Below are 17,562 nucleotides of genomic sequence, written 5' to 3' on the forward strand. Positions count from 1 at the left end.
CTTTCGCGAGCAAGCCCGCTCCCACAGGGTCCGTATTTCAATCAGTCTGGTCCAGGCGCTTCTGGAAGAAGAAGTGCTGGTGCCCCGGCGGGTAATCGTCGATCTGGCCGATTTCCGTGAAACCGTGTCTTTTGTAGAACTCCGGCGCCTGGAAGTCGAAGGTGTCCAGCCACATGCCCACGCAGTTTTTCGTCCGGGCAAAGTCTTCGGCCATCTGCATCAATGTTGAACCGGTGCCTTGGCCACGGGCCTGTTCCGGCACCACCAGCAACTCGATATAAAACCAGCGAAAGAACACTCGACCGTAGAGCCCACCGATGATTTCGTCGCTGTGTTCGTCGCGTACCAGCCAGGCGACCAGCTCAGGCACCGTGCCGCCGGTCTTGGCCGTGTTGTAGGCGCGCAGCGGGACGAGGATCGCCTCGCGGTCTGCTGCGGTAGGGGTGTCCGTACGTTCGATTCGTAGCGTCATCGGCAATGTCCTTGTGCGGTGAGGGATGAGCCGCACGAGCCTATCCCAAACCTGGCTTTTGCGTCACCCAAGCGACGGTGAACAGGCGTACTACGCAAACCGGGCCATACTGCCTAGTGTTTTTGAAGCGATCCGCGACATGGAATGATCGGTAGGTGGTTAATCTGTTGTCGGGATCCAACACGTTTTGAAGAGGAACGTCATGAACACCGCATTGCTGATCATCGATGTCCAGAGCGCGCTGTGCAGCGGCGAAGAAGAGTGCTTCGACAGCCCACGCCTGCTCCGGACAATCAACGACCTCAGCGCCAGGGCCAGGGCCGTCGGCCTGCCGGTGATCCTGATCCAGCACGAAGAGCTGGAGGGGTCGCTGACTTATGGTTCCAGCGCCTGGCAACTGGCCGACGGCCTGTTGACTGCACCGGATGACCTGCGAGTACGCAAGACCACGCCGGACGCCTTCTACCAGACCGATCTGCTGTCGCTGCTGCAAGCCCGGATGATTGATCGCGTAGTGATCTGCGGGTTGCAAACCGACTATTGCGTCAACGCCACCGTACGCCAGGCCCATGCCCTGGGATACGACGTGGTGCTGGCCGCAGACGCCCATTCCACCGTGGACAACGGCAGCATGGCGGCCGAGCAGATCATTGCCAACCACAACAACCGGCTGGGACGCCTGAGCAGCGCGGTGTCGCGGATAGATGTGCTGCCGGCGGGGGACATCCGTCTCTGACCGCGACACCCAAACCTGTGGCGAGGGAAACCGGACGATGGCAGCGGATGCGTTGATCAGCGCTGCAGCACGAGCACTGGCGGCAGGGGATCCGGTGGCCGCGCTCAATCGCGTTTCCCTGCGTGACGATGCGCCGGCCTTGGCGCTTCGCGGCATTGCCATGGCCCAGTTGGGCGAGCTGGAGCGGGCCAGGGCGCTGATGCGGCGGGCGGCTCGGGCCTTCGGGCCCAGGGAGGCCGTGGCACAGGCGCGGTGCGTGGTGGCCGAGGGTGAGATCGCCCTGGCGTCCCGTGATCTGGCCTGGCCGGTGAAGCGCCTGGAGGCTGCGCGGGCGGTGCTTGAACGCCATGGCGACCGGACGAACGTCGCCCACGCACGCTCAATCGAAATCCGCCGCTTGCTGTTGCTAGGCCATCTCGATGAGGCCGAGTCCAGGTTGGTTGACCTTGATCCGAGCTGTCTACCTGCGCCGTCCAGAGCCGCTTGCGAACTGGTGGTGGCGGGCATTGCCATGCGACGGTTACGAACGAAAACCGCACGGGCCGCGCTCGAACGTGCCGGCCAGGCCGCACGACAAGCGGGCATCGGCGCGCTGACTGCCGAAGTCGAAAGCGCCTGGCGCGTCCTGCAGACGCCGGCGGCCCGTCTGATTGCGGGGGGCCAGGAGCGATTGCTGGTCCTTGAGGACGTTGAAGCACTCCTGTCCAGCGACGCGTTGGTGGTGGACGCATGTCGCAATGGGGTAAACCGGGCGAGCCAGCGGATCTCCCTTGCCAGGCGCCCGGTGTTGTTCGCCCTCGCCAGACAATTGGCTCAAGCCTGGCCGGCCGAGGTGTCCAGGGAAACGCTCGTGGCCCAGGCCTTTGGCTTGAAACTGACGGATGAATCCCATCGCGCCCGACTGCGGGTCGAAGTCGGGCGGCTGCGCGCGGTGCTTCGCCCGCTGGCCGAGGTGACAGCGACCCGGAATGGGTTTGCCCTGGTGCCGCGCAGGGACGGGGCAGTGGTGGTGCTGGCGCGTCCTGTGGAGGAGCCCCACGCCGCAGTGCTGGCGTTGCTCGCCGATGGCGGGGCATGGTCCAGTTCTGCCCTGGCGCTGGCCCTGGATGTCAGCCAGCGCACCGTGCAACGGGCCCTCGACACGCTGGCCGCGGCGGGCCAGGTGCAGTCGGTCGGGCGTGGGCGGGCCTGTCGCTGGATGGCGCCGCCGATGCCCGGATTCACGACGGTATTGTTACTCACCGCGCTGCTGCCCAATGGTTAGGATGCAGTCACACTCCAACGATGAGGCTTGCAAGATGAAACGTTCAGATGCCCAGATCCTGCGTGAATACGGTCCTTTTCCGGGCGTTGACTGTGTACACGGTGTCAGTCATGACGGTGAGCTCGTCTGGTTTGCTTCCGGCGACAAGTTGCACGCACTCGATCCCGCCAGCGGCCAGATGTTGCGTTCGCTGGACGTCCCGGCAAACGCTGGAACGGCTTTTGACGGTGAGCACCTGTTCCAGATCGCCGCAGACACCATTCGCAAGATCGACCCGCGCACCGGTCAGGTACTGGCGACCATTGCGGCGCCCAATAGCGGGGATGACTCAGGGTTGGCCTGGGCCGAAGGATCCCTCTGGGTCGGCCAGTACAAGGCGCGCAAAATCCTCCAGATCGATCCCGCCACGGGCAAGATCCTGCGCACCCTCGAATCCAACCGCTTCGTCACGGGCGTGACCTGGGTCGACGGCGAACTCTGGCACGGCACCTGGGAAAACGATGAAAGCGATCTGCGGCGCATTGACCCTCAAACCGCAGAAGTGCTGGAAAGCGTGACGATGCCGGCGGGGATCGGTGTGTCGGGGCTTGAGTCAGACGGCGCCGACCGGTTCTTTTGCGGCGGTGGCAACAGCGCGAAGGTGAGGGCGGTTCGCCGCCCGTAGGAGCTGCCGAAGGCTGCGATCTTTTGATCTTGATCTTTCGCTTGCGACTCAACTGTCTGGGACAAGATCGCAGCCTCGTTGCACTCGACAGCTCCTACACGGAGTCGGCGCCTCGCCACAACGGGGTTCGGTCAGTTCATGGCTGTTCAGGCACAGGCGCCTTGATGCGCTCGACCTTGCGATAGGTCAGCAACACGATGCCGGTGACCACAATCGCGCCGCCCATCACCTGGCCCGGGTTGAGCATCTGGTCCAGCACCAGCCAGCCGATCAGCAGGGTCGCCAGCGGTTCGATGTTCATCACTGGGGCGTTGCGTGGCATGTCCAGGCGGGGCACGGAGATGAACAGCACGATAAACCCGGTGCCATAGAGCACCACCAGGGTCGCCAGGGCGAACCAGCCGGTGCTGCTGGCCGGCAGGTCGAAGCCACCGGGAAGGGCGCCGGTCAGGCCGGCGAGGTTGACGCTGCTGAACACAATGAAAATGGTCAGCAGGCTGCGCACCGAACCGCGTACTTGGGACAATTTGTGGTCGGTGATCCACAGCGCGCAGGCAAAGACACAGGCGGCACTGAAGGCCAGGCCAACACCCAGCAACCATTGTGGGCCGACACTCTCTTGCGACGACAGTCGGGCCGGTACTTCCAGCACGAACACCAGGCCCACCAGGATCATGCCCATCAACGTGGCAGTACGTGCAGTGGGACGTGGCCCGCCCAGTGCCCAGGTCAGCAACGCCAGCAGGATCGGAAAGACATTGCCCACCAACAGCGCCAGGGCCACCGGGACCCGCGCCACGGCGGAATACAGGCACAGACTCTGGGCGGCAATCAACAGCCCCAGAGCCAGTTGCCAGCGCCAGACGCCTTGTGGGAGGCGCAGGTTCTGGCGTTGCCAGAGCACCATGACAGCCAGCACCAGCAGGGTGCCGCCCGAGCGCAGCAGGATCGCCAACAAGACCCCGGCACCGTCATCAAATGCCGCACGGGCGGCAACATGGTTGCCGGCGAAGGCACATCCCATGCACAGCAGAACCAGCACGGCGAGGTGCCGCGGTAACGGAGTGGGGGTGTCAGGTGCAGCCGTGGAGCGGGTCATGGCAGGGCGTCTCAAAGGCAGGCCGCCAAAGCAAAACGCTTCGGACCGGCTATCGTAGTTATAGGTTGTCGTACAACTTGGCTTGGGTTTTTACCCCATAGGCATGCAAGACACAAGCTTCGCATCCTGAAAGCCATCTAACGATTCACAGCGATCCCTCGCAGGTCCGCCGCACATTGTTCGTCGGTTTGCTGTACAACAACCTGATCGTTGGGTTGTTTCCACAGCGCCCTTGATCTACCCCTTCCGCGGAGCAACCCAATGCGCCTGGCTGATTTCATTCTCGACAATATCGAGCCGATTCTTCAGGCGTGGGAAGACTTCGCCAAAACCATCACACCGGCCTCCCATGGCATGGATTCGCTGGCTTTGCGCGATCACGCCGAGCAAATGCTGCGCACCATTGCCGCTGACCTGCGCACTTCGCAGACGGTCAAGGAACAGATCGCCAAGTCCCAGGGCGATGCGCCAGCGGCAGAGGCTGAAACCGCAGCCGAAACCCATGCGGTCATTCGCCAGTCCTCGGGGTTTACGGTGGAGCAGATGGTCTCGGAGTACCGTGCGCTGCGCACCAGCGTGCTGTTGCTCTGGATGCCGCAGACCCAGTTGGATCAGGAGCAGGTCATGACCGATCTGATTCGTTTCAACGAAGCGGTGGATCAGGCCCTGGCGGAATCGGTGGTCAGTTATTCGGGCGCCGTCGATGCCTCACGAAATATTTTTCTCGGGATTCTGGGTCATGACCTGCGCAGCCCCCTGGGCGCGATCTTGCTGAGCTCAGAAGTGCTATTGCGGGCAGGAGACCTGCCCGCCAAAGCCACCAAAATATCTTCGCGCATTTACACCAGCGTCAAGCGGGCCAACAAGATTGTCGGCGATCTACTGGACTTTACCCGTACCCAGTTGGGCTCGGGCATTCCGGTGCAGCGCTTTAATGGTGATCTGGTGGCGGCCTGTGAAGGCATGGTGGAAGAGGCGCGGGCTTATCACCCGGAAAGCAGAATCATCTTTGAAACCACCGGTGCCCTGGAAGGCCTGTTTGATCAGGCGCGCATGGAGCAGGTGTTCGCCAACCTGATCGGCAACGCCGTCCAGCATGGCAGCGAGGGGACGCCGATTACCGTTTCACTGAGCACCGAAGAAGATACTGCGGTGATCGCCATCAACAACCAGGGTAAGCCGATCGAGAAAGACGCCATTGCCAGCATCTTCAACCCGATGGTCCGGCAATTGCGCAACGGTGACATGCAGTATGGCTCTACGGCTGGGCTCGGGCTGGGGCTGCACATCGCGTCAGCCATCGTATCCGCCCATAAGGGCACTATCGAGGTTCATTCCAAGGCAAGATCGGGCACCACCTTCACCGTACGGATCCCGCTCCACGCGCACTGAATTTTTTCTTGCGCAGGGTAGGTGGCCTACTTGTACGATGTCCTATCACGGAGTAAAACAGTCGTCGCCGTCCAATAATAATTAACGGAGACGCACGATGGATGCTTCGCAACCTGCAACGACCGCCCACCAGGGCCGCCGGGTGTTCCTGAAAAAATCCTTGGTGGTTTCGGCCGCCGCCGCAACGCTGGGCAACCTGCCCGGGCTGACTCAGGCAGAACCCTTGAGCCAGCGTTACCCTGACCCGCTGATCAAGATCCTCGACCCCAGCTTCATGGACCTGCGGCTGTTCAACGCCAGTGTTGAAAAGCTCGCTACTGGCCTGCGCTGGGCGGAAGGGCCGGTGTGGGTGGGCGACGGTCGTTATTTGCTGGTCAGTGACATTCCCAACAACCGCATCATGCGCTGGGATGAAGTCACCGACAGCCTGTCGGTTTACCGCGAGAACTCCAACTTTTCCAACGGCCTGTGCCGTGATCGCCAAGGGCGCTTGCTGGTCTGCGAAGGCTCCACCACGTCGACTGAAGGCCGGCGCGTCACCCGCACCGAGCACAACGGCACCATCACCGTGCTGGCGGACAGTTTCGAGGGTAAGCCTTTCAATTCGCCCAACGACATCGTGTGCAAGCGCGACGGTTCTGTCTGGTTCACCGATCCACCGTTCCAGACCGGCAACAACTACGAAGGGCACAAAGTCGCACCTGCCCAGCCCCACGCGGTGTACCGCATTGACGGTGAAACCGGCAAGGTCACCCGGGTCATCGACGACATGGCAGGGCCCAACGGCCTGTGCTTTTCGCCGGACGAGAAGATCCTCTACGTGGTCGAAGGCCGGGCCAAGCCGAACCGCCTGGTGTGGGCGATCACGGTGAAGGACGATGGGACCCTGGGCGAGCGGCGCAAGCACATCGAAGGCTTGGATTACGCGGCCATCGATGGGCTCAAATGCGACGAGAGTGGCAACCTCTGGTGCGGTTGGGGCGGTAATGGCGATCCCAAGGCCGACCTGGAAAAGCTCGACGGTGTGCGAGTGTTCAACCCTGAGGGCAAGGCTATCGGACACATCTCCCTGCCGGAGCGCTGCCCTAACGTCTGCTTTGGCGGACGAGAGGGTAATCGCCTGTTCATGGCCGGCAGCCACTCGTTGTATGCACTGTTTGTGAATACCCGTGGGGCGACGTTTGCCTGAGTGACTGACCCTCTCGCCCTGCGGTTCCTTGTGGCGAGAGAATCAGGTGTGGGAGCAAGGCTTGCCCGCGATACAGGCGACTCGTTTCTCCAGAGACCACGTGGCCTTCATCGCGGGCAAGCCTTGTTCCCACAATAAATCCCCTCGCCACAGCGTTCTGTTTGGCCCAGGGGACCTGGTTATCCGCAACTCCATAACTCCACAGTCGGCTGGCTTGCCTTGGGCGGTCCGAGCCAATGGCTCATCGGCTGGCAAGCCCCGTCGAAGCACAACTGGTAATCACCCGCCTCGGGTGTTCGCCCCAGTTTCAACGGTTGCAGGGGCGGCAACCGGCGCTGATAGTGCCAACTGCCGTTTTTCAACCGGGCACCGTCCGGAACTTCCATGCCGGCGCCGTTGCCCCTGACCCTGGCTTCGCCCAGAACCAGGCCTTGTTCAGTCACACGGTAATCTTCCTCCCACCGGATTTTCTCGATGGTGTGATTCCACGCCAGGGTGAAATCAGTGACAGGAAGCTGGGCCCAGACCGCACCGGCCAGGCCCAGGCACAAACCGATCACGCCAAGGCCCGTCCAGTGCGCCGCGAGCGCCATACGTGTTGAAAGATCAGCAGGGCCCCCAACAGGAAGCCGATCTCATCGGTCAGCGGCAGCGCCACGACCAACAAAGCCCCGGCGGCAAAACACATCAGGCGTTCCCAGATCGGCATTTTCTGTTGCAGGTAGCCGGTGGACGCCATGCCCCACAGCCCGACCGCCAGCATCGTCTTGATCAGCATGTAAGCGGTCATCCATAGGCTGTCGCCCTGGAGCATCAGCGCCGGGTTATAGACGGCCATGAATGGAATGACGAAGCCGGCAAGGGCGATGCGCACCGCCCAGAAGCTGATTTTCAGCCCCGTTTCCCTGGCGATGGGCGCAGCGGCGAAGCAGGCCAGTGCTACCGGCGGCGTCAGGTCGGCGAGGATGCCGAAATAGAACACGAACATATGCGACACGATCAGCGGCACGCCCAGTTCCAGCAGGGCGGGCGCGGCGATCGAGCTGGTGATGATGTAATTGGGAATGGTCGGAATGCCCATGCCCAGTACGAGGCAGGTGAGCATGGTCAGGATCAGCGACAGCAGCAGGTTGTCTTTGCCGATGGCCAGGATGTAGCCGGCGAAGGTCGACGCCACACCGGTCAACGACACCACGCCGATGATGATCCCCACCAGGGCGCAGGCAATCCCCACCGGCACCGCATGCCGCGCGCCGTCCACCAGTGCGTGCAGGCAAACCGTCAGGGTTTCCCGCGCGCCTTTGATGAACCAGCAGATCGCCACCAACACCGCGATCACCGCAAATATGACGCCGATGCCTAACTGGAAAAAGCCCACGCACAGGATGCCCAGGGCGATCCAGAAAGCGCAGCGCATTGCAAAACTCGACACCCGCAAAATGATCGCCGAGCCGAGAATCACGATGGCGGTGAGCGCCAGTCCGACCATGCCGGAAAACAGCGGCGTGCGACCGGAGAACAGCAGGTAGATCAGCACGGCGAGGGGGATCAGCAGATACCAGTTCTCTTTGACGGCGCCCAGCGCGCTGGGGCATTGGTCTTTGGGCAAACCCTTGAGATTGGAGCGCTTGGCTTCCAGGTGAACCATCCAGAACACCGAGCCGAAGTACAGGCACGCGGGAATCAGCGCCGCTTTAGCGATCTCAACGAATGGCACGTTGATGGTCTCGGCCATGATGAACGCCACGGCGCCCATGATCGGCGGCATCAATTGACTACCCATGCTCGAGGTGGCTTCCACGCCGCCGGCAAACGCGGCCTTGTAGCCGAAGCGTTTCATCAGCGGGATGGTGAATTGCCCGGTGGTCACGACGTTGGCGATGCCGGAACCGGTAATGGTACCCATCAAGGCAGAGGAGGCCACGGCCACTTTGGCCGGGCCGCCGAGCTTGTGGCCGAACAGGCCCATGGCGAAGTCGGTGAACAGCTTGATCATTCCGGCCTTTTCAAGAAAGGAACCGAACAGAATGAACAGGAAAATGTAGGTGGCCGATACGTAGGTGGGGGTGCCGTAGAGGCCCTCGGTGCCAAAGGACAATTGATTGACGATCTGATCGAAGCCGTAGCCGCGATGGGCCAGCTCGCCCGGCAAGTATTCACCGAACAGTCCATAGGCCAGGAACAACCCGCAGATCAGCGGCAGGGCAATCCCCATCACTCGCCGCGCCGCTTCGAATACCAGCACGATCAAAACGATACCGACGATGAGGTCCGTGGACGTCAAGTCACCGGAGCGCTGGATCAGGTCAGACTCGAAGACCCATTGGTACGCGGCCGTGGCGATGCCAGCCAGGGACAGCACCCACGCCAGGGGTTGCCAGGGGCGGCTTGCGCCATAGGCGGGATAACTGAGGAACACCACCCACAACAGGAAACCCACGTGCACGGCACGCAGCACCTGGCTGGAAATGGGGGAGAAGGCGGCGGTGATGATCTGGAATACAGAAAACAGCAGGGCCACGTAGAACAGCGTCTTGGGCCAGTCTCGTGGGTCGGAGGGAAGACCGTGCTGAATTTCACTCATTAACTGAAAGCCTCTTGTCTACATCGAAAGTGCGAACCAGGAGGGTGCAACGGCGAACATCGCCGCTGCACCGGGTCGGTCTACAGCGCGCCGACTTCCTTGTAGTAGCGCTCGGCACCGGGATGCAGAGGGATAGGCAGGTTCTTCGCGGCATTTTCCAGCTTGATGTCCTTGGCCGCCGAATGGGCGTTGCCCAGGCGGGTGAGGTTATCGAACATCAGCTTGGTCATCTGATAGGCCACCTCGTCCGAAACGTCTGCGCGGGTGACCAGGATGTTGGTGATGGCCACGGTCGGCACGGCTTCGGCCTGACCGTCGTAGGTATTGGCCGGAATATCTGCGCTCAGGTAGGCCGGGTTGCCGATCTTCTCCACCACGTCTGCCGGGATCGACACATAGTTGAGCGCCATGGTCGAGGCCAGGTCACGAATGGCCGCCATCCCAAGCCCGGAGGACTGGAGCGTGGCATCCAGTTGACGGTTCTTGATCAGGTCCACCGATTCGGCGAACGGCAGGTACTGGACCTTCATGTCGCTGTAGCTCAACCCTGCGGCCTTGAGGATGGCCCGCGCGTTGAGCTCGGTACCGGATTTGGCCGCTCCCACGGAGATGGATTTACCCTTGAGGTCGGCCAGGGTCTTGATGCCCGATTCCTGGCTGGCAACGATCTGGATGTAGTTGGGGTAGGCGCCGGCGATGGCCCGCAGTTTGGTCAGAGGGGCTTTGAAACCGGCATCTTCCACGCCGTTCTTGGCGTCCGCCACCGAGTCGCCCAGCGCCAGTGCCAGCTCTCCGCGACCGGCCTGCAGCAGATTGAGGTTTTCCACCGAGGCCTTGGTGGCCTGTACCGAGGTCTTGGAACCTTCGATCCCGTTGCTATAAATCTGCGACAGGCCGACCCCGATTGGGTAATAAACCCCGCTGGTGCCCCCCGTCAGGATGTTGATGTACGCCGGGGCTGCCTGGGCTGTGGTCGTGACCACCAGGGCTGCTGCGGCGGCCAGAAGGGTAAAACGCTTGTTGACTCGCATGGGAAACTCTCCGTCTTGTTATGGCTTTATGCAGAGTAGTGCCACTGTAGTCGAAACGGGCCCGCAGGTGGCGAGTCAATAGCGCATCAAAAGGTGATGGGCATCGTTTTTTTAAGCTTCCTTGTTAAACGCCGGGCTTGGCGCGGCGCTGCTGCCGCGCACGGTCAACTCGAACGGCAGCACGACATGGCGTTCGGCAATCGGCTTTTTCTCAATCAGGGCGATCAGCATATGCACCGCTCTCTGGCCGAAGGTTTCGGCAGGTTGGGACAGGGTGGTCAGCGGTGGATCGCAATACGCGGCGAAAGGAATGTCATCAAAACCCACCAGTGAAATGTCCTCGGGCACCCGCAAGCCCATTTGCTTGATGCGCTTGAGCGCGCCAATGGCCATCTCGTCGTTTTCACAAAACAGCGCGCTGGGGCGCTCGGCCAAGGCCAGCATGGCGCCGGCCCCCTCGTAGCCGGCCTTCAGCGTGAAGTCACCGTGACAGATCAGGCTTGGGTCGGCGGCGATACCGGCCTGGCACAAGGCATCCTGATAACCGGCCACGCGGTCCAGGGTCAGGGGACTGCTTCGGGGCCCTTTGATGATGCCGATGCGTCGGTGGCCGAGGCCGATCAAGTGTTCGGTCATGGCCTGGGCGGCGGCCCGGTTGTCGAGGCTGATGGTCGGGTAGGGCGCGCCCTTGACCACCTCGCAGGCGTTGACCAGCGGCAAGCATTCGGCGCCCGCGGGAAGCGATTCGAACGGGTTGCTCGCCCGCAACTGGATCACCCCGTCGGCCTGGTGCGCGTAGACGAGGGCGGCAAATTCGCGCTCGATTTCGACCTGGCCCTGGGTGTCGCACAACAACAATCGATAGCCGGCCGCCTGCGCAGCCTGCTGGGCCCCGCTGATGACCCGGGCGAAAAAGGTGTTGGCGATGGTCGGGACCAGAATCACCAGGTTGCCGGTTCGCCGGGAGCGAAACTGCACGGCCATCAGGTTGGGCCGATACCCGGCCTGTTCCACGGCCGCGTTGACCTTGTCGCGAGTCTGGGGCAGCACCCGTTCGGGAGATTTTAGCGTTCGGGAAACCGTGGCCACCGAAACTCCGGCCAGCCGGGCCACTTCACGGATATTGGACAAAATCACCTCGATTCGGCGCCAGGAATGCCGGCACGGTTGGGGAGCTTACCGCAGGTTGCGCGTCGCACAAATGCTCATGCATGTGCCTACGGGTTTGACATGCCGCAAAACTGAGCCTAGATTTCCGCCATGATGTAACCGGTTACATTGTCATCAGTCCCAGACTAAGAGAGTCACGATGAATCCTGTAGCAGCGAAAATAAGAATGGGCTTTGTCGGCGGTGGAGAGGGCGCTTTCATTGGCCAGGCCCACCGTCAGGCCGCAGGTCTGGACGGTGGTTTTGAACTGGTGTGCGGTGCGTTCAGCCGTGATGCGCACAACAATCAGCAGACCGGCGCGGCCCTGGGCCTGGCTGCAAACCGTTGCTACAACGATTGGCAAGGCATGCTCGACAGCGAAGCGGCGCTGCCGGCGGACCTGCGCATGGAACTGCTGGTCATCGTCACCCCCAATCATCTGCACGCCCCCATCGCCAGTCAGGCGCTGAAGGCGGGGTTTCATGTGTTCAGTGAAAAACCTGCCGCTTTGAATCTGGGTGAATTGCTGGCCCTCAAGCAAGTGCTTGAAAGCAGCGAGCGGCTCTACGGCCTGGCTCACACCTACCTGGGTTATCCGATGGTCTGGCAGGCCCGGGAGATGGTGCGCACCGGCGTGATCGGCACGGTGCGCAAAGTGCTGGTCGAGTACCCCCAGGGCTGGCTCAGTCAGGACGTCGCCGGGCAAGGCAACAAACAGGCCGGCTGGCGTGACGATCCTGAACAGTCAGGGTTGGGTGGTTGCATTGGCGACATCGGCACCCATGCGTTTTCCCTGGCGGAGTTCGTCGCCGACCAACCCATCGAACAGATATGCGCGGCATTGGGCACCCACATCCAGGGCCGGCAACTGGACGACGACGCGGCGATGCTGTTGCGCATGGCCGGCGGCGCCAGTGGCGTGCTGATTGCCAGTCAGGTCTGCGCGGGTGAAGAGAACCCGCTGAAAATCCGCCTGTATGGCGATAAGGGTGGCTTGGAATGGCGCCAGGAAGAGCCGGCCAGCCTGATCCATCGTCCCATCGACCAACCGTTGCGAGTCTTGCGCTCCGGCGTGGGCCAGCCCTGGCTGTGTGAGGCCGCCCGCCAGCGGATGCGCCTGCCGGCCGGCCATCCCGAAGGTTATCTGGAAGCCATGGCCAACCTCTACGGTGATTTTGCCCGTGCCATACGGGCCGCGGCGCCAGGACCAGACGCCCCCGGCGTACCCGGTATCGAAACCGGTCTGCGGGGCATGGCCTTTATCGAAGCGGCCATCGCCAACCATCGTGGCGATACCAAGTGGACCGCACTGGCCTGCACACAATGAATCAGGAGAGTCCCGCCGTGAATCCCATTGCCCAAACACCGACAGGCCTGCGTGGCCCGGGTATTTTCCTGGCGCAGTTCATGTCCGCCGACGCGCCATTCGACACCCTGGCGAACATCGCCCAATGGGCGGCCTCGCAAGGTTACAAAGCCATTCAACTGCCGACCTCGGGCACGCAATACATCGACCTGGCCCGCGCCGCCGAGAGCCAGGATTACTGCGACGAACTCAAGGCCATTTGCGCCCAGGCCGGTGTCCAGATCAGCGAGTTGTCGACGCACCTGCAAGGCCAGTTGGTGGCGGTGCATCCGGCCTTCGACGCGCTGTTCGACGACTTCGCCCCGGCCCATCTGCGTGGCCAGCCCCAGGCACGAACCGAATGGGCGATCGAGCAATTGAAGCTCGCTGCCCGCGCCAGCCAGCGCCTGGGCCTTAGCGCCCATGCGACGTTTTCCGGTGCGTTGCTGTGGCCGTACCTGTACCCGTGGCCGCAACGTCCCTCTGGCCTGGTGGAGCAGGGGTTCGCCGAACTGGCCCGCCGCTGGTTGCCCATTCTGGACTGCTTCGACGCAGCCGGCGTGGACCTGTGCTACGAAATCCATCCAGGTGAGGACTTGCATGATGGCGCCTCGTTCGAACGCTTTCTGCAGGCCGTCAATCATCACCCTCGGGCGGCGATCCTCTACGACCCCAGCCATCTGCTCCTGCAACAGATGGACTACCTGGGCTTCATCGATCGCTATCACGAGCGCATCCGCATGTTCCACGTCAAGGACGCCGAGTTCCGGCCCGACGCCCGTTCCGGTGTGTTCGGCGGTTATCAGGGCTGGGTCGATCGTCCCGGGCGGTTCCGTTCGCTGGGGGATGGCCAGATCGATTTCAAAGCGATCTTCAGCAAACTGACCCAATACGATTTCAGCGGCTGGGCGGTGTTGGAATGGGAGTGCTGCCTGAAGGACGCGCAACAGGGCGCCGCGGAAGGCGCGGCGTTCATCCGTCAGCACATGATCAGCAAGACCCGAAAGGCGTTTGACGATTTTGCCGGGGTAACGGCCGATGAAGATTCCAACCGGCGGTTACTGGGCCTGTTGAGGTAACCGGCCCAACCCAAAACCCTATGGCGAGGAAACTCATTGTGGGAGCAAGGCTTGCCCGCGATGAAGTTAAACGCGGTCCCTGGGGAAATGAGGCGCCTGTATCGCGGGCAAGCCTTGCTCCCACAATGAATCCTCTTGCCACAAAGACTGTGTTCGGCATTTTTTTCACAAGAACAACAATAAAACGGTGACTGTCATGACCACGATGAACGCACGCTTGAGCGTGATGATGTTTCTGCAGTTCTTTATCTGGGGCGGTTGGTTTGTCACCCTGGGGACCTTTCTGTCCAGCACCCTGGGCGCCAGCGGTGGGCAGATCGGCATGGCGTTTTCCACCCAGTCCTGGGGAGCGATCATTGCCCCCTTCGTGATCGGCCTGATCGCCGACCGCTACTTCAATGCCGAACGCATCCTGGCGGTGCTGCATCTGTTGGGCGCGGTGTTGTTGTATCAGCTGTATTCGGCGGCGGATTTCAGCGTGTTCTACCCGTACGTGCTGGCGTACATGGTGATCTACATGCCGACCCTGGCCCTGGTCAATTCGGTGGCGTTCCGCCAGATGCGCGACCCGGCGCTGGAGTTCTCCCGCATCCGGGTGTGGGGCACGATCGGCTGGATCGTCGCGGGCGTGGTGATCAGCTTTGTGTTTGCCTGGGACTCGCGCGAAGCGATCTCGGCAGGCGGCTTGCGCAATACCTTCCTGATGGCGAGCATCGCCTCGCTGGTCTTGGGACTCTACAGCTTCACGTTGCCGGCCACCGCACCGCTCAAGGCGCAAGCGAGCGCAGGTGGCGTCAAACAACTGCTGGGTCTGGATGCCCTGGGCCTGTTGAAGGATCGCAGCTACCTGGTGTTCTTCATCGCCTCGATCCTGATCTGCATTCCCCTGGCCTTCTATTACCAGAACGCCAACCCGTTCCTGGCCGAAACCGGCATGAGCAACCCCACGGCAAAAATGGCCATCGGGCAAGTCTCCGAAGTGCTGTTCATGTTGCTGTTGCCGCTGTTCATCCAGCGCTTTGGCATCAAGCTGGCGCTGCTGGTCGGCATGTTGGCCTGGGCGCTGCGTTACGTGCTGTTTGCCTACGGCAATAACGGCGACCTGGCGTTCATGCTCTTTACTGGCATTGCCCTGCACGGCATCTGCTATGACTTCTTTTTTGTCTCGGGGCAGATCTACACCGACGCCAAGGCGCCGGAGCGTTTTCGCAGCTCAGCCCAGGGGCTGATCACGCTGGCGACTTATGGCGTCGGCATGCTGATCGGCTTCTGGGTAGCGGGGCAGGTGACCGATCACTATGCCGTGGACGGCGGCCATGAGTGGAAAAACATCTGGCTGTTCCCGGCCGGTTTTGCGCTGCTGGTGTTCGTCTGCTTCCTGTTTACCTTCAACGGCCGGCAGGCGGTCGTGGCCGCTTCAAAGGCCTGAGGTGCTGGACGTCAGTCATTTATGGCTGACGTCCAGTTTGGTGTAGGTCACTTTCCCGCCTTCGCTGGAAGAACCGACGTTATCCAGCGTGTAGACGCCGGCCTTGAAGTAGAAGTTATAGGGATGCCAGGAGCGGTCCAGCTTCACCTGCTTGCCAACGTTGTTGATCAGCACCGTGAGCTTGCCTTGCTTGTCCATTTGCAGGGAGTAGCTGAAGGTTTTGTTCAGCGCCACTTTCGGCACGGTATAGATCACCGGGCTCTTCTTGTCCTTGGGTTTTACCCGATATTCCACATCAATGTTGCCGGTGCCCTTGGCGTAGCGATACACCAGTTTCAACAGCGGTGTAGGGGCATCCTTGGCGTGGATCTGCGCCACGACAACACGGCCCTGGGAGGGAACCTGGTTCACCGCCAAGGTGCCTTTGAGGGTATTGACGCCGCTGTTGTAACGCCAGTTGCGCAACTTGCCGTCTTTGGTGGTTTCGCGCAATTCAGAGCGTGGGTAGTCACTTTTACCGGTATGGGAGCCGTTCACCGGCGCCCAGAAGATAATCCGCTCGCCTGAGCGGTTGAAGTACTTGTTCTGCAGCTTGGGCATGGCCTTGGTCGCCACGACCTGCGCCGGGGTCTGCACGGGCAGGGTGATGTTCCAGACAGTCAAATCAATCATGGTCAATGCTCCAACGGAACCGGCCTCATCAGCCGGAATGGGCAAGATTACCTTCCGTGGCACAGTGTCCATGGTATCGACGAGCGCCCGTTTCGCTGCAGAGGCAACTGACGAATGGCTCTGCGCCGAGCCTTGCGGCGGGTTGAGCGCAGTGATGTCAAGTTGACGCTGATCGGTTAGAGTACGCGCCGCCCGAGAGATGGATCCCGGGCGTTTTCTCATGGAGTATTCAATGAACCACCTCAGCAAAATTGTCGCCTGCGCACTGGTTGGCCTGGCCCTGGCGGGTTGCACCGGCACCCCGATGAAAACCAAGCAATACGACAGCAGCCAATACACCGTGGTCGGCCACAGTGAAGCGAAAGCCACCGGCCTGCTGCTGTTTGGCATGATCCCGATCCGCCAGAACAACCGTTTCGTGCGCGCTCAGAATGCCGCGATCCTGGCCAAGGGCGGCGACGCCATGATCAACACCCAAGTGCAGGAAGACTGGTTCTGGGCCTGGGTCCTGACCGGTTACACCACCAAGGTGTCCGGTGATGTGGTCAAGCTGAAAACCGTTCAGTAAGACTCACGCTGTTGTGGGGGAGGGATGTGTCGTGCCGGCTGGTGCGGATCGATGTCAGTCATGACCCGTTCAGCCAACCGTACGCCCACTTTCCTCCTCCCGAAGCGTAAGGCTCATGCCATCGCAGCTTTGCGACCAGGCGGTGAGCCAGTCGGGCATGGCCGGTGACTGTTCGGCCAGCCCCAATGCGCGAATAAACTCTCCTGGTGCAATCGTGCCCTGGGCCGAGCGGAACAGACCGCGCATCATCACCACGCCCACCACACGTCCCTGGCTCAGGAAACGGTGTTCCATGAAGGTCCACTTCTCGTCCCAGCCCAGCAGGCGGGTGTGCACCTCGAACGCTTCGAACAGCTTCAGCTCCCGGCGAAACTTGCCCCACACATCCCCCACGATCGGCACTGCCCGGTTGCGCAAGGCCACTTTGTAGGCGCCGCTGCGCAGCACGTAATCCATACGCCCTACGTCGGCCAGGGTGAAATAGCGGCCGTTGGTGACGTGGCGGTTGAGGTCCAGGTCCAACGGCCATACCCGCATGCGCACCACGGTGGTATCCAAGGGGCCGGTCGGCTTGCGCCAGGGACGACGAAACAGCATGAGCAACAGTCGGAACCAGAGATTCATAAATACGCCCGCAAGGGTGGAAAACGCCGCACTTTAGACAGCCGCCGAGGCTTGGGCTAGGTGCGCAAATGACTGTTTTCGTGGAAATCGCGCATTTGGGACATGTCCGGTGGGTTGCAACTGATCAGGAATTTGTGGCGAGGGAGCAAAGCTCTCATGGAACAAACTACAACCTACTGACTTTTAATCTGCAAACACAACTCGGCAATGTGATCTCAGTTAGGCGAGTGCGCCTCTTTTGTGGCGAGGGGATTTATCCCCGTTG

General features: G+C 61.4%; 18 protein-coding genes. 10 read left to right on the plus strand and 8 right to left on the minus strand.

Annotated features, from left to right (window positions below; genetic code table 11):
* Positions 1-37: 37 nt before the first annotated feature.
* Positions 38-472 (minus strand): GNAT family N-acetyltransferase, encoded by a 435-nt coding sequence (locus tag HU811_RS15085; protein ID WP_186656717.1) that lies wholly within the window; start codon positions 470-472, stop codon positions 38-40.
* A 202-nt stretch (positions 473-674) separates the two neighbouring features.
* On the opposite strand from HU811_RS15085, the gene HU811_RS15090 reads away from it, so the two are divergent.
* The 3 genes from HU811_RS15090 to HU811_RS15100 are packed head-to-tail and all read left to right on the plus strand — an operon-like array spanning position 675 to position 3,136.
* The gene (locus HU811_RS15090) at positions 675-1,208 is read left to right on the plus strand and encodes a cysteine hydrolase family protein (RefSeq protein ID WP_092399153.1); all 534 of its coding nucleotides are present in this window, start codon (positions 675-677) and stop codon (positions 1,206-1,208) included.
* Positions 1,209-1,245: 37 nt separating this feature from the next.
* The gene (locus HU811_RS15095) at positions 1,246-2,472 is read left to right on the plus strand and encodes an HTH domain-containing protein (RefSeq protein ID WP_186656719.1); all 1,227 of its coding nucleotides are present in this window, start codon (positions 1,246-1,248) and stop codon (positions 2,470-2,472) included.
* A gap of 34 nt (positions 2,473-2,506) precedes the next feature.
* Positions 2,507-3,136: a Vgb family protein gene (locus tag HU811_RS15100; RefSeq protein ID WP_186656720.1), complete on the plus strand. Its 630-nt coding sequence runs from the start codon at positions 2,507-2,509 to the stop codon at positions 3,134-3,136.
* 136 nt (positions 3,137-3,272) lie between these two features.
* Here HU811_RS15100 and HU811_RS15105 read toward each other — a convergent pair whose 3' ends face one another.
* Positions 3,273-4,235: an EamA family transporter gene (locus HU811_RS15105; RefSeq protein WP_186656721.1), complete on the minus strand. Its 963-nt coding sequence runs from the start codon at positions 4,233-4,235 to the stop codon at positions 3,273-3,275.
* 261 nt (positions 4,236-4,496) lie between these two features.
* Between HU811_RS15105 and HU811_RS15110 the strand changes: the two genes are divergently transcribed.
* Together HU811_RS15110 and HU811_RS15115 are read left to right on the plus strand one after the other, a co-directional pair.
* The gene (locus HU811_RS15110) at positions 4,497-5,627 is read left to right on the plus strand and encodes a sensor histidine kinase (protein WP_186656722.1); all 1,131 of its coding nucleotides are present in this window, start codon (positions 4,497-4,499) and stop codon (positions 5,625-5,627) included.
* 97 nt (positions 5,628-5,724) lie between these two features.
* Positions 5,725-6,816, plus strand: a complete 1,092-nt coding sequence (locus HU811_RS15115) for an SMP-30/gluconolactonase/LRE family protein (RefSeq protein ID WP_186656723.1) — start codon at positions 5,725-5,727, stop codon at positions 6,814-6,816.
* A gap of 179 nt (positions 6,817-6,995) precedes the next feature.
* Here the strand turns inward: HU811_RS15115 and HU811_RS15120 are convergent, their stop codons facing one another.
* The 4 genes from HU811_RS15120 to HU811_RS15135 all read right to left on the minus strand — a co-directional run bounded on the left by HU811_RS15120 (position 6,996) and on the right by HU811_RS15135 (position 11,562).
* On the minus strand, positions 6,996-7,376 hold the full coding sequence (locus HU811_RS15120) for a DUF1850 domain-containing protein (RefSeq protein WP_092399358.1): 381 nt from the start codon (positions 7,374-7,376) through the stop codon (positions 6,996-6,998).
* Positions 7,373-9,400, minus strand: coding sequence for a TRAP transporter permease (locus HU811_RS15125; protein WP_186656724.1), 2,028 nt, complete (start codon positions 9,398-9,400; stop codon positions 7,373-7,375). The genes HU811_RS15120 and HU811_RS15125 overlap by 4 nt, the downstream gene beginning before the upstream one ends.
* Positions 9,401-9,480: 80 nt before the next feature.
* The gene (locus tag HU811_RS15130) at positions 9,481-10,431 is read right to left on the minus strand and encodes a TAXI family TRAP transporter solute-binding subunit (protein WP_186656726.1); all 951 of its coding nucleotides are present in this window, start codon (positions 10,429-10,431) and stop codon (positions 9,481-9,483) included.
* Positions 10,432-10,542: 111 nt separating this feature from the next.
* Positions 10,543-11,562 carry a LacI family DNA-binding transcriptional regulator gene (locus HU811_RS15135; protein WP_092399356.1) on the minus strand — a complete coding sequence of 340 codons (1,020 nt, stop codon included), beginning with the start codon at positions 11,560-11,562 and terminating at the stop codon, positions 10,543-10,545.
* A 178-nt stretch (positions 11,563-11,740) separates the two neighbouring features.
* Between HU811_RS15135 and HU811_RS15140 the strand changes: the two genes are divergently transcribed.
* The 3 genes from HU811_RS15140 (at position 11,741) to HU811_RS15150 (ending at position 15,433) form a co-directional block, all read left to right on the plus strand.
* On the plus strand, positions 11,741-12,907 hold the full coding sequence (locus tag HU811_RS15140) for a Gfo/Idh/MocA family protein (RefSeq protein ID WP_186656729.1): 1,167 nt from the start codon (positions 11,741-11,743) through the stop codon (positions 12,905-12,907).
* Positions 12,904-14,004, plus strand: a complete 1,101-nt coding sequence (locus HU811_RS15145; protein WP_186656732.1) for a sugar phosphate isomerase/epimerase family protein — start codon at positions 12,904-12,906, stop codon at positions 14,002-14,004. The genes HU811_RS15140 and HU811_RS15145 overlap by 4 nt, the downstream gene beginning before the upstream one ends.
* A gap of 196 nt (positions 14,005-14,200) precedes the next feature.
* Positions 14,201-15,433, plus strand: a complete 1,233-nt coding sequence (locus HU811_RS15150) for a nucleoside permease (protein WP_186656734.1) — start codon at positions 14,201-14,203, stop codon at positions 15,431-15,433.
* A 15-nt stretch (positions 15,434-15,448) separates the two neighbouring features.
* Here HU811_RS15150 and HU811_RS15155 read toward each other — a convergent pair whose 3' ends face one another.
* On the minus strand, positions 15,449-16,105 hold the full coding sequence (locus HU811_RS15155) for a polysaccharide lyase family 7 protein (protein ID WP_092399131.1): 657 nt from the start codon (positions 16,103-16,105) through the stop codon (positions 15,449-15,451).
* A gap of 232 nt (positions 16,106-16,337) precedes the next feature.
* Here HU811_RS15155 and HU811_RS15160 point away from each other — a divergent pair, with 232 nt between their 5' ends.
* Entirely contained in the window at positions 16,338-16,673 is a 336-nt protein-coding gene (locus tag HU811_RS15160) for a lipoprotein (protein ID WP_047227691.1), read from the plus strand.
* Between the two features lie 69 nt (positions 16,674-16,742).
* Here the strand turns inward: HU811_RS15160 and HU811_RS15165 are convergent, their stop codons facing one another.
* Positions 16,743-17,297, minus strand: coding sequence for a thioesterase family protein (locus HU811_RS15165; RefSeq protein WP_186656736.1), 555 nt, complete (start codon positions 17,295-17,297; stop codon positions 16,743-16,745).
* Positions 17,298-17,365: 68 nt separating this feature from the next.
* Between HU811_RS15165 and HU811_RS27455 the strand changes: the two genes are divergently transcribed.
* Positions 17,366-17,562: hypothetical protein (locus HU811_RS27455; protein ID WP_225248437.1), on the plus strand; the 197-nt coding region annotated here is incomplete at its 3' end.

Source organism: Pseudomonas tehranensis (genome assembly GCF_014268615.1).
Taxonomy (GTDB): domain Bacteria; phylum Pseudomonadota; class Gammaproteobacteria; order Pseudomonadales; family Pseudomonadaceae; genus Aquipseudomonas; species Aquipseudomonas tehranensis.

What these genes read in the sequence shown, in the direction of transcription:
- HU811_RS15085 (WP_186656717.1), bottom strand. Translation starts at nt 472, where the DNA reads ATGACGCTACGAATCGAACGTACGGACACCCCTACCGCAGCAGACCGC.
- HU811_RS15090 (WP_092399153.1), top strand. Translation starts at nt 675, where the DNA reads ATGAACACCGCATTGCTGATCATCGATGTCCAGAGCGCGCTGTGCAGC.
- HU811_RS15095 (WP_186656719.1), top strand. Translation starts at nt 1,246, where the DNA reads ATGGCAGCGGATGCGTTGATCAGCGCTGCAGCACGAGCACTGGCGGCA.
- HU811_RS15100 (WP_186656720.1), top strand. Translation starts at nt 2,507, where the DNA reads ATGAAACGTTCAGATGCCCAGATCCTGCGTGAATACGGTCCTTTTCCG.
- HU811_RS15105 (WP_186656721.1), bottom strand. Translation starts at nt 4,235, where the DNA reads ATGACCCGCTCCACGGCTGCACCTGACACCCCCACTCCGTTACCGCGG.
- HU811_RS15110 (WP_186656722.1), top strand. Translation starts at nt 4,497, where the DNA reads ATGCGCCTGGCTGATTTCATTCTCGACAATATCGAGCCGATTCTTCAG.
- HU811_RS15115 (WP_186656723.1), top strand. Translation starts at nt 5,725, where the DNA reads ATGGATGCTTCGCAACCTGCAACGACCGCCCACCAGGGCCGCCGGGTG.
- HU811_RS15125 (WP_186656724.1), bottom strand. Translation starts at nt 9,400, where the DNA reads ATGAGTGAAATTCAGCACGGTCTTCCCTCCGACCCACGAGACTGGCCC.
- HU811_RS15130 (WP_186656726.1), bottom strand. Translation starts at nt 10,431, where the DNA reads ATGCGAGTCAACAAGCGTTTTACCCTTCTGGCCGCCGCAGCAGCCCTG.
- HU811_RS15140 (WP_186656729.1), top strand. Translation starts at nt 11,741, where the DNA reads ATGAATCCTGTAGCAGCGAAAATAAGAATGGGCTTTGTCGGCGGTGGA.
- HU811_RS15145 (WP_186656732.1), top strand. Translation starts at nt 12,904, where the DNA reads ATGAATCAGGAGAGTCCCGCCGTGAATCCCATTGCCCAAACACCGACA.
- HU811_RS15150 (WP_186656734.1), top strand. Translation starts at nt 14,201, where the DNA reads ATGACCACGATGAACGCACGCTTGAGCGTGATGATGTTTCTGCAGTTC.
- HU811_RS15155 (WP_092399131.1), bottom strand. Translation starts at nt 16,105, where the DNA reads ATGATTGATTTGACTGTCTGGAACATCACCCTGCCCGTGCAGACCCCG.
- HU811_RS15160 (WP_047227691.1), top strand. Translation starts at nt 16,338, where the DNA reads ATGAACCACCTCAGCAAAATTGTCGCCTGCGCACTGGTTGGCCTGGCC.
- HU811_RS15165 (WP_186656736.1), bottom strand. Translation starts at nt 17,297, where the DNA reads ATGAATCTCTGGTTCCGACTGTTGCTCATGCTGTTTCGTCGTCCCTGG.